Genomic DNA, 14,284 nt, shown 5'->3' on the forward strand with positions numbered 1-14,284 from the left:
ATAAAAATGGAATCACGCAATAGAAAAGCGCGCCGCCCACCGCCCTTGCGCCGCCGCCCAGAACGCCTGCTTATCGGGCACAGCCACGGCCTCAAAGCCCAGTTGTTGCCAGGCGGCATTCAGCATGGCCAGCGGGCGTGTACAGTCCAGGGCGGGGGCATGGTTCTGTTTGGATAGCTTGCGGCCTTGCGTGTCGATCACGAGCGGCACATGCATGACCCGCGGGAAGGCCCGGCCCAGATGGCGGGCCAGCATCTGTTGGCGCGGGGTAGAACTTAACAGGTCGGTGCCTCGAACGATATCGCTGACGCCCTGCTCGGTATCATCGACGACCACGGCCAATTGGTAGGCCCACAATCCGTCGGCGCGTTTCAGAATGAAATCGCCCACCTCGCGCTCCACGTCCTGTTGCTGGGCGCCCAGCCACCGATCGTCGAACCGTTCGATTCCGGTGGATACGCGAAAACGCCAGGCGCGCGCTGTGCGGCCGGGAGGCAGGCCGTTGCGGCAAGTGCCTGGATATGGTGCCAATGCAGCATCCGTATCGACGCCTGCATTGGCACCCACAAGGGGTGCCGCTACATGATTCACGGGCATGTCTTTTGTCGCGGTACCCGTGGCGGCACCCGTAGCGGCACCCCTTGTGGGTGCCATCGATGCCATTGGCTCCATCTCCTCGCCGCCACCCCCCCGATAAATCCCCGCAAACAACTCCTTGCGCGTGCAGGCACAGCCGTAAACGAGGCCCTGCGTGGCCAAAGCGTCAAAGGCCGCCTGATAGGCCGCATGGCGGTGCGACTGCCAGACGACGGCCTCATCCCACTGCATCCCCAAGGCTTGAAGTTGTCCCATGATGAGACGGTCGGCCCCCGGCACAACGCGGGGCGTGTCGATATCTTCGATGCGCAGCAGCCACCGGCCCTGGTGAGCGCGTGCATCCAGATAGCTGGCCATGGCGGCCACCAGCGACCCCGCATGCAGCGGGCCGCTGGGGCTGGGAGCGAAGCGGCCGGTATAACTGTGCATGGTCTTGGAGCCCGGGTCGGGCGCCCTGCGCGGGCTTTAGTGGGATAGCCGCGACTGGTCGTCGGTGAGCAGCTCTTCGAGAACCAGATGGTCGATCTCGGCCTCTTGGCTCCAGAGCACCATGAGGGCAATGATCTTTATCTTTTCGAGCGAGATGGGCGATTCGTTCGCTGCCTGGGCGCGGTCGATAACGATTTCGCGCAGCACGGCGGGCAATACGTCGGAGTTGTCCAGGAAGCTGATGAAGCCGATGGCTTCGGTTCCCAGGGTTTGGTACTCGTATTCGGTATAGACGCGCAGGCTGTCGTTTTGCGGGCTGCGCGCAAGCTCGACGCACTGCTCGGTGGTTTGAGCCAGGCCGTACAGCCAGCCGAGCGCTTCATCGATGTCGTCGTGTTCAAAGCCTACCGCCGCCAGTTTGTGCGCCAGAATGTCGGCTTCCGGACACGCCTGGGGAGTGTAGTAATTTTCGAATAAATAAACCAATATATCGAACATGGCGATTCAGGTTGCCCTATACAGAGTCAGCAAATAAATTAAGGGTTAACCGGTAAAGTCAGAATCGACTGTACGCTGATTTGGCATCCTGAGCAACCCGCCCCGACACCCGGCCTGAAAAATACACCGGTGCGCTATCCATTTGCCTCAAAAGATGTTAAATCTTGCATTTCACAAGAAAATATCGGGGCGGGCGCCACAGGCCGCTACTCTATAACACACGGGAGTGCGATTTATGGAAGAGCAGAAGCGGGCAGAGGGCGTGCCCTTGCCGCCGGCGGCGCGCGTGGGCGGCGTAGTGGCCGACATCGATACGCCCAGCCTGATACTGGATCTGGACGCGTTCGAAGAAAATTTGCGCACCATGCAGGTTCTGGCTGAGCGCAACGGCGTGGCCTTGCGTCCGCATGCCAAGGCTCACAAATGCCCCGAAATCGCTTTGCGCCAGATCGCTCTGGGCGCGCAGGGCATATGCTGCCAGAAGGTTAGCGAAGCCGTGCCGTTCGTGGCCGCCGGTGTGCGCGATATTCACATCAGCAATGAGGTGGTGGGTGCGGCCAAGCTGGCGCTGTTGGCGCGCCTGGCCCGGCAGGCCAGGGTCAGTGTCTGCGTCGATCATGCACAGGCCCTTCACGCGTTGTCGGGCGCCATGGGGGTACAGTCTGCTTCGATAGCGGTTCTGGTGGAAATCGATGTCGGACAGAAGCGTTGCGGGGTGCAAACCCCCGATGAGGCGCTCGCGCTGGCACGGCTTGCCCAGCAACTGCCCAATGTCGAATTCGTTGGTCTGCAAGCCTATCACGGCGGCTTGCAGCACAAGCGCTCGCTGGACCAGCGCAAAAAATCCTGCGACAAGACGCTGCAGGTGATCCGCGCGTTCCTGAGTGCGTTTGAACAAGCCGCGATTCCGTGTCCGATCGTCACGGGCGGAGGCACCGGCTCCGCGGCTTTCGATGTGGGGAGCAAGGTCTTTACCGAAATCCAGGCCGGCTCATACCCCTTCATGGACGGTGATTACGCCAGCAATGATTGGGGTCATGCGCTGTCGTTCAAGCACAGCCTGTTTTTGCTGGGCACAGTGATGAGTACCCCCACGGCCGAACGGGCGATCGTCGACATGGGCTTGAAGTCAACCAGCGCCGAAAGCGGGTTGCCCCAGCCGGCCGATGCGTCAAGCGGCTGGAGTTGCCTGGCCATCAACGACGAACACACCATTTTGCAGGCCGCAAATGCGAAGAGCCGCCCCGCCTTGGGCGCTCAGGTGCGCCTGATTCCGGGGCATTGCGATCCCACCTTCAATTTGCATGACTCGATCGTGGTGGTGCGCGGCCAGCAGGTTGAGGCGGTGTGGCCCATTAGCGCCCGGGGGCTGAGCCGTTAAGCGGCCGAGGCCACGCGGCGCCCGCGCTTGGGGGCGAAAACCCACCAGTCCAGCAGCGCGACCAGTATCAGGGTCAGGCCCATGAGCGGGAATACTAGCCCCAATGCCCCGAGTCCCAGTTTCCAGCCCAGGGTTCTGCCGGCCGAAGCGGTACGGGCGGGTGCGGCCAGTGTGCCGCGCGGGCGCCGGCTCCACCACATGATCAGCCCGGTCAACGATAGCGCGCCCAGCGCCAGTGCGATGACGGCGCACACAATCTGGTTGATGCGCCCCGCCAGTTGACCCATGTGCAACGCCGTACCCAGCGAAATGGCCTTGGCCAGGAAGCCGTATTGCGCATAGCGGGTTTGTGCAACCACTTCGCCGGTGTATGGATCAAGATGAAGCGTACGCTGGCCCTGCGGGTCGGCGGGGTAGTACGAAGCCGTGAATACGCCGTCCATGGTTTGCGGCACCGCCAGTTCGTAGCCACCCGCCAGCCCGGCCTGCCGGATCGCGGCGATGATCTGATCCAGGGATGCGCGGCCGTGTCCGGCGTGGGAGGATTGCGGCACAGCCGTGTCGCCCGTGGCCCAGGGGGTTTGCGTGAAAGGCTCGTCGGCCAGTTTGGTTTGCCCGGGCCGCGCGCTATGTACGTGTCCGGTGCGAACTCCGCTCGCGGGATAGCCAAAGCTCATCGAAGTGGCCAGCGCCTTGACGTTTGCGCCCCAGACACCCGACCAGGGCATGCCGCTCAACACAAAAAAGAAGGCCCCGGCGGCAAACCAGATACCGATGACGGTGTGCAGGTCGCGCCACCAGAGGCGCCCCTGGAGCTCTGCGCGGGGCCGCAGCCTGCCTTTGGATCTGACGGCCTGGCTGGATTTATCGGGCCACCAAAGTGCGATCCCCGTGGCCAGCATGACCAGTGTCCAGGTTGCCGCCAGCTCCATCAGGATGCCGCCCCATCGGCCCAGCATGAGGTCGCGGTGCAGGTTGCGGACCACTTTCATGAAGCGCCGGTCGACATCCAGGCGGCCCAGCACCTGGCCGTTATAAGGGTTCAGGTAGATACTGGTCTTGCGCCCCGATGGCAACTTGTAAACCAGTTCGGCGCTGCGATCGGCCGTGTTGTCGACATTGACGCGCAACAGGCTGGACTGGGCCGGCAGAGCCGCCTGCGCGGCCTGGGCCAAATCGCTGTAGGACAGCCGCGCGGCATCTTGGGCGGGTACGGCGACAAACAGCCGGTTGGGATACAGCAGGGCTTCGATTTGAGGCTGGAACACGTAAAGCGTGCCCGTAATGGACAGCAGCAGCAATAGCGGCATGACAAACAGGCCGGCATAAAAATGCCAGCGCCAGAGCATCTGGTAGCGTTGCTGTGCGTGGCGTTGGGCCGTCGTGGCGTGGGTCGTGAAAGTGGGGGTATTCATGTCGTTTGGTTTCCTGTGCGGGCAAGGGCTCTGAGGACGTGGGGTTCAGAGCTTGAACTTGAGCTCGGCGAAGAGGGTTCGGCCTGGATAGGGGTGGTAGATATAGGCGCGCTTGTCGAATAGATTGTTGACTCCCAGACTGGCCTCGATCCGATCCGAGATCTGATAGCGCAGCTTCGCGTCGATCACCATGAAGCTGCTGCTCCCGCCATAGGTATCCGGATTGATGTCGGCATTGGTCAAGGTGTTGTACTGACGGCCGGAATAGCGTGCGGCCAGCGTGACGGACGCCTGTTTGTTGACGTGATAGGTGGCGACCATATTGATGCGCCACAAGGGGACACGCGGAAAATTATTGCCTTCGGTTTGCGGACTGCGCGGATTCTCAAGTATTTTGGAGCGGGTGTAGCCTACGCTTGCGCCCAGGTCCAGACCGGCGATGGCTACGTTTTCACCCTGATAGCTGACCTCGATGCCTCGATTGCGTATGCGGTCGATGTTCTGGATATTGGTGATATTGGGGATGACGGTCGTATCGGTTTGGGAATACAGCGTGTCTTTGACATCGTCCTGGAACACGGCCACATGAAACAGGCCGGTATTTGTATACCAGTCGGCGGCCAGCTCTTTGCTGAAAGTGCTTTCGGGCTTCAGATTGGGATCGTTGTTGACGATCGACAACCCCGAGAGGCTGCCCTGAAACAACTCACTGACGGTGGGAAAGCGATAGGCCCGGCCCGCCGAAGCGTGCAGCGTCAGGTCGTCGGTGGCGGCATACGCCAGCGAGGCTTTGGGTGAATAATGCGTTTCGCTGCGGTTGCCGTATCCCACGCTCGCGTCCGCCGTGCTGCGCGCGCCGCCGTAGGCTTTCCACGACTCGGCCCGCAGGCCTGTGGTCAGTGTCCATTTCGACGCAAATTTCCAGGCGTCCTGCAGGTAGATGGCCTGGGTGGCCGTGCTGCCCAGAAAGGCGTTGTTGGGCGTCTGCATGCCGCCGGCCCGCCAATCGTCGGTATTGAAGACCCGATCGTCGAGCTGGTAGCGGTCGAAGTGATAGCCCGCCGTGATCCAGTGCGCCCCGGGCGCGTTGCTTGCGGGGGTATAGGTCAGCTTGGCATCCAGGGCGCTCCACCCGCTGCCGCGGGTCGATTCGATGGTGCCGGGGCCGGTATAGACGCCGCCCGCGGCGGCCGTCCTTTGCACATCGCTCAGGATGTCGAAGGTCGACGCATTGACGGCAAAGTTCCAGCCGTGCTGCTGGTGCGACTTGAGCGACAGCCCGTACAAGGCGCTTTCGGTGTGGCCGCTGCTGTTGGCGAAAGTGGCGGGGCTTATGGCGTAGGGAGTGCCGTCGATAGTGACCCGGCCCGAGTAGACGGTTTGCCCCTGGGCATTGCGCAGAAAGCTTTGATTGTCATTGGCATAGCGGCGGTTCCAATAGCTCAGGGACGCGCCTGCCTGCAGGGTGGGGGTAATGTCGTAAGCGAGCTTGAACTTGAACTGATCCTGCACCACATGGACGATGCCTTCGCCGCTGGTGCCCAGGATCACGCCGGGATTGCCGTATTGATCTATGTAGCGTTGGGCCCCCGTAACCGGAATATCGCCGCTTTGTATGCCGCCTTTGGCCGCCGCCGGCGTCGCAAATTGCAGTGGCTGGCTGGTGTTTTCCATATGGTCGGCGCCGATCAGAAACGAAGCCTTGCCGATCTTGTCGCCCAGCGTGGCGCTCGATTGCGAGCCATTGAAATTGTCGTTCACGCCAAGTTGGTTGAAATGCTGCGAGAAGACCTGCGTCGTGGCGGTGGCCTCGAGCTTTTTTGGCATTTTGGTGGTGATGGCGACCGTCGCGCCCATGGAGTTGCCGGGGTACAGGGCCGAGAACGGGCCATAAAAGGTATCGATCCGTTCGATGTTGTCCGGGAATACCATGGACCATTTGGGGGCAAAGTTGTAGGAATTGCCCAGGAAATTGCTCAGCAGCATATCGTCGGCATAGACCAGGCCGCGGGCGCTTTGCGAATTATTGGTGCCGCGTACCGAGATCAGGGAGTTTGCATCGCCGATATAGCGTTTGCGTACGGCGAAGTTGGGCAGGTATTTGATGGCGTCTTCGGTATTGACCACGTTGATTTGCCGCAGATCGGCGGCGGTCACCGACTGGACGCTCGCGGGTAATTGAGCGTCCAGTCCTGAAGGGGCCGTGGCCTGGCCGGTAATGGTTATGGGGGCGAGCGTCGTTTCGCCCGCGGGTGCGGCGGCGAAACTGCATGGCGGCTGCAATAGGCCCAGCAAGGCCCAGGGCGCCAGACGGCGAGTGGTGCGATTCATGATTGTTTTCCATAATCGGCCTTACCCCGCTTTCATCGGATCGCGCAGGATCGATTTGAAAATGGAGCTATGCGGCCGGTGTCGTGCGCATGACGACAAACCATACCCATGAGCCGCGAGGCCAGGGTATGGAGCAAAGGCTTGCTATCAGGAAAACAGTGGGGGTGGGGCGCGTGGAAACGCCGGTGTATGCGCCAGCGGCAGATCGACTACCAGGCTTGCCGGCGGCGAGGAGGCGATGTGCCGGTCGGGGGTGTCGAGGATCGGAGCCGCGGCGTGGGCCAGCGGCAGATGCAGGGCCAGCAGGCCGCAATAGCCGCAGGCCTTCCAGTCATGGGCGTGGTGAGCGCTTTGGCTTTGGTCGGGCGTGATCAGGTGGATATTCTGCTTGCCTTCGGGAAAGCAGAATGAAAGCTTCAGGGCCTGTTCCTGCCTTTGCATGCTTTGCGACGCGATGGGCATGAGCAGACCTAGCCAGATGGCTATCAGCCCGAGCCAGGCAGTCAGCTTGCGGTGCGAACAAAACGGCATGAACGAGAATTGTTTCTATTTTAGTGGTGCGTCATTCTAGGACATTTTCGGCTGACGTGTTTACGGAACTGAACGCGTTTCGGTTGCTATTTTTTTGAACCGTTTTGGGTGGGGTATTTTCTTCTTAAGACGCCGCAGGGCGAGGGGTCGAGTGAAGTCTGGGGGCAAGTAAGTTCCGGGCATACCGTGCCGGCCCCGCCCCAGCCTCAATAGACGGCGTTTTCAAATACCCAAACGTCCCGTGCCGTGAATCACAAGGCCCGCGATTGGCGCCCGTTTACGCCTGCGTGATGGCGATCAATTCCACACCGTCGGTGACTTGATCGCCCACGGCGAAGAACAGCTCATCAACAGTGCCGTCGCCGGGCGCGTGAATGGTGTGCTCCATTTTCATGGCTTCCATCACCAGCAATGCGTCGCCGCTTTTGACTGTGTCGCCCGCCTTGACGTGGATGGCGATGATTTTTCCGGGCATGGGCGCCGTCAGGCCACCCTGATGGGCGCTGCTTTGCACCCGCGCATGGGTCACCATGTCGTAGGTTTGCAGCACGCGTACGCCGCCATTGACAAACACATGAGCCAGGTCGCCGCGCAAAATCACGACCCCGGTGGTGTCGCGGCCGTCGAGCCCGATGCGCAGGCGGTACTGCCTGGGCGCGAGGGAGTCGGCCTGCCATTGGAATGCCTGTGCGCGGCTGTCGCCATCGCAGCGGCAGAACCAGTGCTGGCCGTCGCGGCTGATCTGTATTTCGCGCGATTGGCCATTGTCGATGAGGGTGAGCGGCCGCTTGTAGAGCCCCGCGATGCGCCAGCCATCGGTTTGCGCGAAGGGGTCGGCCTGCGCCACGCCGGCGCGTGAAATCGATGTGTTCATGCCCTGGTCGGCCAGCAAGGCAGCGGCAGCGAGCGCCAGAGTGCTGTCGGGCGCGTTTTCCGCCGTGGGAAAGAGCGAGTCGTGCTGTCGTTCGATCAGGCCGGTATCCAGGTCGGCCGCGGCAAACGCCGGGTCGCTCATCAGGCGGCGCAGGAAGGCGATATTGGTGCCCACGCCCACGCATTGAATCTCGCCCAGGGTCTGGATCATGCGTGCGCGAGCCTGGTCGCGGTCGGCGCCGCGCACGATCAGCTTGGCGATCATGGGATCGTAAAAAGGGCTGATGGTGTCGCCGGCGCGCACGCCGCCGTCGATCCGCACATCGCCGTTTTCGAAGGTGACATGGGGCGGAAAGTTCAGGGCGCTAAGCGTGCCGATCGAAGGCAGGAAGCCCTTCTCGGGGCTTTCGGCATAGATGCGCGCTTCGATGGCGTGCCCCGTAAGGCGGAGTTCTTCTTGCGTCATGGGCAGGGGTTCGCCTGCGGCCACACGCAACTGCCACTCGACCAGATCGAGCCCGGTGATCATTTCGGTGACGGGATGTTCAACCTGCAGGCGCGTATTCATTTCCATGAAGTAGAAGTGGCCGCTGGGTTCGACGATGAATTCAACCGTGCCCGCGCCCACATAATTGACGGCGCGCGCGGCGGCAACCGCGGCTTGGCCCATGGCGCTTCGGCGTTCCTCGCTCATGCCGGGGGCGGGCGCTTCTTCAATGACTTTCTGGTGGCGGCGCTGCACCGAGCAATCGCGTTCGAACAAATACACGCAATGGCCGTGGCTGTCGGCAAACACCTGTATTTCAATGTGCCGCGGCTTTTGCAGATAACGTTCGATCAGAACCTTATCGTCGCCGAAGCTGCTCGCTGCTTCGCGTTTGCACGAAGACAGCGCTTCGGCAAAGGCAGCGCTGTCTTCGACGATGCGCATGCCTTTGCCTCCGCCCCCCAGACTTGCCTTGATCAGGACGGGGTAGCCCATGGCGTCCGCTTCGGACTGCAGGAAGTCCGGATCCTGGTTGTCGCCGTGGTAGCCCGGCACGAGCGGCACGCCGGCCTTTGCCATCAGTGTCTTGGCGGCCGATTTGCTGCCCATCGCGGCAATCGCCGCCGCCGGCGGTCCCACGAAAATGAGGCCGGCATCGGCGCAGGCGCGCGCGAAGCCCTCGTTTTCGGACAAGAAGCCATAGCCCGGATGAATGGCTTGCGCGCCGGTCTGGCGGGCCGCGTCCAGGATTGCGTCCACGCGCAGATAGCTCGCGCGCGGTTCGGAGCCGCCAATATGCACCGCCGTGTCGCAGGCGGCAACATGGCGCGCCTGAGCGTCGGCATCGGAATACACCGCCACCGTGCGCACTCCCATACGGTGGGCTGTCGCGGCGACACGGCGGGCGATCTCGCCGCGATTGGCAATCAATAAGGTCGTAAACACATGGACTCCTTGGAACTACATTCTGAACAGGCCGAAACGCGTCTCTTCGATGGGGGCGTTAAGCGCCGCCGACAGGCCCAGCGCCAGCACACGGCGCGTATCGGCGGGCTGGATGATGCCGTCGTCCCACAAGCGGGCCGTGGAGTAATACGGGTGCCCTTCCTTTTCGTATTGATCGCGGATGGGCGCCTTGAAATCTTCTTCGTCCTGCGCACTCCAGGCGCCGCCTTTGGCTTCGATGCCGTCGCGGCGAACCGTGGCCAGCACACTGGCGGCCTGCTCGCCGCCCATCACCGAAATGCGCGCGTTGGGCCATATGAACAGCAGTCTGGGGCCAAAGGCCCGGCCGCACATGCCGTAATTGCCGGCGCCAAACGAGCCGCCGATCAGGACGGTGAACTTGGGCACCGCGGCGGTGGAGACAGCCGTGACCATTTTGGCGCCGTGGCGGGCGATTCCTTCGTTCTCATATTTTCGGCCCACCATGAAGCCCGTAATATTTTGCAGGAACACCAGCGGAATCTTGCGCTGGCAGCATAGTTCGATGAAGTGCGTGCCTTTTTGTGCAGCCTCGGAAAACAGGATGCCGTTATTGGCAATAATGCCTACCGGCATGCCGTGGATGTGCGCAAAACCGGTGATCAGTGTGGTGCCGTAGCGGGCCTTGAATTCGTCGAGCTCCGAGCCATCGACGATGCGCGCGATGACTTCGCGGATATCGTAGGGTTTGCGCGTGTCCGACGGGATGATGCCGTTGAGTTCCTGCGGGTCGTACAGGGGCTCGGCAAAGGCCTTGCGCCGCAGTTGCACCGGCTTGTGGTGATTGAGCCGGCTGATGGCGTTGCGCGCCAGCTGCAAAGCGTGCGGGTCGTCCTCGGCCAGATGGTCGGCCACGCCCGACAGACGAGTGTGTACATCGCCGCCGCCCAGATCTTCGGCCGAGACGATTTCGCCCGTTGCGGCCTTGACCAGGGGCGGCCCGGCCAGAAAGATCGTGCCCTGGTTCTTGACGATGATGGATTCGTCGCTCATGGCCGGTACGTACGCGCCGCCCGCGGTGCATGACCCCATGACCACGGCGATTTGCGCGATGCCCAGCGCCGACATGGTGGCCTGGTTGTAGAAGATCCGGCCGAAGTGGTCGCGGTCGGGGAACACCTCGTCCTGATTGGGCAGATTGGCTCCGCCGGAGTCGACCAGATAGATGCAGGGCAATCTGTTTTGCTGGGCGATTTCCTGAGCCCGCAGGTGTTTTTTGACTGTCAGCGGATAGTAGGTGCCGCCCTTGACCGTCGCATCGTTGCAGACGATCACGCATTCCACGCCCGAAACGCGGCCGATGCCGGTGATGAGCCCCGCGCCTGGCGAGGCATTGTCGTAGACGTTGTGCGCCGCCATCGGCGAGAGCTCCAGAAAGGGCGTGCCCGGATCGAGCAGCCGTTCGACCCGCTCGCGAGGCAGGAGCTTGCCGCGCGCCAGATGTTTGGCGCGAGCCGCGTTGCTGCCGCCTTGGGCGGTGTGCGCCAGTTGTTTGAGCAGATCGTCGATGGTCGCCTGCATGGCGCGGGCATTGTCGACGAACGCTTGGGATCGGGGGTTGATCCGGGATTCGATAACGGGCATTGCTATTCCTAAAAAAGCAGGTAACGCCTGGCTCGCGTCGGGCCAGGCGCTTGGGGCGGGGCTTACAGCATTTCTATCGCCATGGCGACGGCTTCGCCTCCGCCTATGCACAGCGATGCCACGCCGCGCTTGCCGCCGGTTTTGCGCAGAGCACCCACCAGGGTGGTAATCAAGCGCGCGCCCGAGGCGCCGATGGGGTGGCCCAGGGCGGTCGCGCCGCCATGGATATTGACTTTGTCGTGCGACAGTTTGAGCTCGACCATGGCGGCCATGGTGACCACGGCAAACGCCTCGTTGATTTCGTACAGATCGATTTCTTCCGCTTTCCAGCCGGTTTTGGCAAAGAGTTTTTGCATGGCGCCCACCGGCGCAGTGGTAAACCAGCCCGGTTCTTGCGAATGCTGGCTATGGGCCACGATGCGCGCCAGGGGAGTTACGCCAAGCTTTTTGGCGGTGGATGCGCGCATCAGCACCATGGCAGCGGCGCCGTCGGAGATGGAAGATGAGTTGGCTGCCGTGACGGTGCCGTCTTTTTTGAAGGCCGGTTTGAGGGTAGGGACTTTTTCGGGCAAGGCCTTGGTGGGGCCCTCGTCGGTATCGATGACGGTATCGCCCTTGCGTCCGGCAACGGTAACGGGCGCTATTTCCCATTTGAAGCTGCCGTCTTCGGTGGCCTTGCGTGCGCGGCGCAGCGATTCAAGCGAGAACGCGTCCTGCTGTTCGCGCGTGAAGGTGTATTTGGCGGCGCAGTCTTCGGCGAATACGCCCATGGCGGTGCCGCGCTTGTAGGCATCTTCCAGTCCATCCAGGGCCATATGATCGTAAACGGTGGAGTGGCCATAGCGATAGCCCTGGCGTCCGCGCAGCAGCAGGTAGGGTGCGTTGCTCATGCTTTCCATGCCCCCGGTCACCACGACGTCGACGCTGCCCGCCACCAGCAGGTCGTGGCCGAACATGGCGGCTTTCATGCCCGAGCCGCAGACCTTGTGCACGGTCGTGCAGCCTACGCCCAGGGGCAGGCCGGCGCCCAATGCGGCCTGCCGCGCCGGCGCCTGGCCTTGCCCGGCCTGCAATACATTGCCCATGATGACTTCATCGATGGCGTCGCCCGAAATGCCGGCGCGTTCGACTGCCGCCTTGATGGCGATCGAGCCCAATTGGTGTCCGGCCAGGCCGGAAAGGCTACCCATCATACTGCCCATGGGCGTGCGTGAAACCGAGACTAAAACGATAGGATCAGACATGATTGGCTCCTTCAAGCGTCAGAGGGTGTGTTGCAAATGTGAGGGTGTTGCGAATGTAGCGGGTGTGTGTGAATGTAGCGGCACCCCTTGTGGGTGCCATTTAGAGGTTTCCGTTTCCAGCCTGCGGCTGGATTCGTAGGGGAAAATGTCTTCTATTCGCCCCTGTGTAGCACGATCGCGGCAGGCTTGCCACCAGCTCGCCTGCAGCAGGTCGGCATGATATTTCAGGAACGCCTGACGCACGCGCGGATCGCCCAGCAAAAAGTGGCGGAATTCTTCGGGGAATACGTCGTTGGCGTTCACCGGGTACCAGGGCTCGCTCGACAGCTCGGCCTCTTCGTTGGGGGCGGGCGGGATGCTGCGGAAATTCATCTCCGTCATGCGCTGGATCTCGTCGTAGTCGTAGAACACGACGCGGCCCAGGCGCGTTACGCCGAAGTTCTTGTAGAGCATGTCGCCGGGGAAAATATTGGCGGCCGACAGTTCGCGAATGGCGTCGCCATATTGCTTGACTGCGGCATCGAGTGCGGCGTCCGAAGCGCGCGCCAGGTACAGGTTAAGCGGCGTCATCCGCCGCTCGATGTAGACGTGGCGCAGGATAATCGCGTCGGCCGTTTCTTCGCAAAGGCTGGCGACCTGGCTGCGCAGTTCGGTCAGAAGCGCGTCTGAGCAGCGTGCGCGCGGCAATGCCACCTGCGAGTATTCCCAAGTGTCGGCCATGCGTCCGACGCGGTCGTGGATCTTGACCATCTGGTATTTGCGGCGCACCGTGGCATGATCCATGCCTTCCTTGTTGATACGGTCGCGGATCAGTTTGAAAACGTAAGGGTAAGACGGCAAGGTGAACACTGTCATCACCATGCCCTTGATTCCGGGCGCAACATCGAATGCGTCATGCGAATGCGCCAGGTGATGCAGGAAATCGCGGTAAAAGAGGGTCTTGCCTTGCTTCTGCAGGCCGATGGTGGTGTAGATTTCGGCCTTGGATTTGCGTGGCAGCAGCGTGTTCAGAAAGTGCACATAGGCCGCCGGCGTTTCCATGTCAACCATGAAATAGGCGCGCGTGAAGCTGAACAGTGTGCTCAGGTCGTCGCTGGAATGCAGCAGCGCGTCGATCCGGATCTGGCCCGATGGCGAGTGCAGCAAGGCGATGGCAAACGGAAAGATCGCGCTCTGGTTGATGAGCCGGCCCACGATGTAGGCGCCCTTGTTGCGAAAGAACAGCGAGTTGAGCACGTGGATCTGGCAGTCGGGTGCGATGCGCCGCCCGCCATCTCTGGCCAGCACGTGCCGCAACTGGTGCACGGCCATGCGCGCCAGCTTGCGCGCATCGGCGGGCAGGTCGGCAAACGGTGCCGCCAGCCCGAAGTCGGCCACCATGCTGACTATGGTTTGCTCCAGGCTGTCGGTATTGGGGTAATAAACCCGGTAAGAGGGGATTTTGCTGTCTATGTATTCGGTCGCGATGGCGGGGCGCACGAACAGGAAATCGTTGTGGAAATAATCGCGATGCAGGATACGGCACGACACGGAGTTGAAAAAGGTCTCGGCGCATTCGGGTTGTTTGTGCCCGAGCAGCAGGCCGATGAATTCCGTTTTGACCGATTGCCAGAAATCCAGCTGTGCCTTGGTCAGGCTTTGCTGCGCCGAGGCGCCCGCCGGGCTTGCATCGCTGCCTTTGAGGGTGGCGTAGAGTGTCGTGGCGCATTCGTGCACTCGCGTGTCGTAGTACTCGATGCGTTCCCGGGAAAGCTGCTGGATGCCGCGCCAGTTGCCCGATTCGAACAAGGCTTTGGCGCGCTGCGCGCTGTAGCGAAACAGCGAGTAGTGACGATCGAACCCTGCCAGCAGTGTGCTGGCCACCATTTGCGGGGACAGCCCACGGCGCGACACCGGTTCGATGTGTTGATGGTCGCCCCCGAATTTCATG

Annotated in this window: 10 protein-coding genes; 1 reads left to right on the forward strand and 9 read right to left on the reverse strand. The window is 61.8% G+C overall.

All coding sequences use genetic code 11. From position 1 onward, the window contains the following. Nucleotides 1–12 precede the first annotated feature (12 nt). Nucleotides 13–1,026 carry a tRNA glutamyl-Q(34) synthetase GluQRS gene (gene gluQRS, locus EDC26_RS12770; protein ID WP_132583175.1) on the reverse strand — a complete coding sequence of 338 codons (1,014 nt, stop codon included), beginning with the start codon at nucleotides 1,024–1,026 and terminating at the stop codon, nucleotides 13–15. A gap of 36 nt (nucleotides 1,027–1,062) precedes the next feature. Continuing rightward, nucleotides 1,063–1,524: a Smg family protein gene (locus EDC26_RS12775; protein WP_132583177.1), complete on the reverse strand. Its 462-nt coding sequence runs from the start codon at nucleotides 1,522–1,524 to the stop codon at nucleotides 1,063–1,065. Nucleotides 1,525–1,759: 235 nt separating this feature from the next. On the opposite strand from EDC26_RS12775, the gene EDC26_RS12780 reads away from it, so the two are divergent. Next, the gene (locus EDC26_RS12780) at nucleotides 1,760–2,905 is read left to right on the forward strand and encodes a DSD1 family PLP-dependent enzyme (protein WP_132583179.1); all 1,146 of its coding nucleotides are present in this window, start codon (nucleotides 1,760–1,762) and stop codon (nucleotides 2,903–2,905) included. On the opposite strand, the gene EDC26_RS12785 is transcribed toward EDC26_RS12780, so the two are convergent. The 7 genes from EDC26_RS12785 to aceK form a co-directional block, all read right to left on the reverse strand. Then, the gene (locus EDC26_RS12785; RefSeq protein ID WP_132583181.1) at nucleotides 2,902–4,320 is read right to left on the reverse strand and encodes a PepSY-associated TM helix domain-containing protein; all 1,419 of its coding nucleotides are present in this window, start codon (nucleotides 4,318–4,320) and stop codon (nucleotides 2,902–2,904) included. The genes EDC26_RS12780 and EDC26_RS12785 overlap by 4 nt on opposite strands. Nucleotides 4,321–4,365: 45 nt before the next feature. Next, nucleotides 4,366–6,651 carry a TonB-dependent receptor gene (locus EDC26_RS12790; protein ID WP_132583183.1) on the reverse strand — a complete coding sequence of 762 codons (2,286 nt, stop codon included), beginning with the start codon at nucleotides 6,649–6,651 and terminating at the stop codon, nucleotides 4,366–4,368. A gap of 147 nt (nucleotides 6,652–6,798) precedes the next feature. Then, nucleotides 6,799–7,182, reverse strand: a complete 384-nt coding sequence (locus EDC26_RS12795; protein WP_132583185.1) for a DUF2946 domain-containing protein — start codon at nucleotides 7,180–7,182, stop codon at nucleotides 6,799–6,801. Nucleotides 7,183–7,459: 277 nt separating this feature from the next. Then, nucleotides 7,460–9,487 (reverse strand): acetyl/propionyl/methylcrotonyl-CoA carboxylase subunit alpha, encoded by a 2,028-nt coding sequence (locus tag EDC26_RS12800; RefSeq protein ID WP_132583187.1) that lies wholly within the window; start codon nucleotides 9,485–9,487, stop codon nucleotides 7,460–7,462. A 15-nt stretch (nucleotides 9,488–9,502) separates the two neighbouring features. After that, entirely contained in the window at nucleotides 9,503–11,110 is a 1,608-nt protein-coding gene (locus tag EDC26_RS12805; protein WP_132583189.1) for a carboxyl transferase domain-containing protein, read from the reverse strand. Between the two features lie 62 nt (nucleotides 11,111–11,172). After that, complete coding sequence (locus EDC26_RS12810; protein WP_132583191.1) at nucleotides 11,173–12,354, reverse strand: acetyl-CoA C-acetyltransferase; 1,182 nt, start codon at nucleotides 12,352–12,354, stop codon at nucleotides 11,173–11,175. 18 nt (nucleotides 12,355–12,372) lie between these two features. Then, nucleotides 12,373–14,283 (reverse strand): bifunctional isocitrate dehydrogenase kinase/phosphatase, encoded by a 1,911-nt coding sequence (aceK, locus tag EDC26_RS12815; protein ID WP_132583193.1) that lies wholly within the window; start codon nucleotides 14,281–14,283, stop codon nucleotides 12,373–12,375. Between the last annotated feature and the right edge of the window lies 1 nt (nucleotide 14,284).

Origin of the sequence: Paralcaligenes ureilyticus, from assembly GCF_004346225.1 — a bacterium.
GTDB classification, from domain to species: domain Bacteria; phylum Pseudomonadota; class Gammaproteobacteria; order Burkholderiales; family Burkholderiaceae_B; genus Paralcaligenes; species Paralcaligenes ureilyticus.

Coding starts and splice junctions, on each gene's coding strand:
- EDC26_RS12780 (WP_132583179.1), top strand. CDS start 1,760: ATGGAAGAGCAGAAGCGGGCAGAGGGCGTGCCCTTGCCGCCGGCGGCG.
- gluQRS (WP_132583175.1), bottom strand. CDS start 1,026: ATGCACAGTTATACCGGCCGCTTCGCTCCCAGCCCCAGCGGCCCGCTG.
- EDC26_RS12810 (WP_132583191.1), bottom strand. CDS start 12,354: ATGTCTGATCCTATCGTTTTAGTCTCGGTTTCACGCACGCCCATGGGC.
- EDC26_RS12775 (WP_132583177.1), bottom strand. CDS start 1,524: ATGTTCGATATATTGGTTTATTTATTCGAAAATTACTACACTCCCCAG.
- EDC26_RS12785 (WP_132583181.1), bottom strand. CDS start 4,320: ATGAATACCCCCACTTTCACGACCCACGCCACGACGGCCCAACGCCAC.
- EDC26_RS12805 (WP_132583189.1), bottom strand. CDS start 11,110: ATGCCCGTTATCGAATCCCGGATCAACCCCCGATCCCAAGCGTTCGTC.
- EDC26_RS12795 (WP_132583185.1), bottom strand. CDS start 7,182: ATGCCGTTTTGTTCGCACCGCAAGCTGACTGCCTGGCTCGGGCTGATA.
- EDC26_RS12790 (WP_132583183.1), bottom strand. CDS start 6,651: ATGAATCGCACCACTCGCCGTCTGGCGCCCTGGGCCTTGCTGGGCCTA.
- aceK (WP_132583193.1), bottom strand. CDS start 14,283: ATGAAATTCGGGGGCGACCATCAACACATCGAACCGGTGTCGCGCCGT.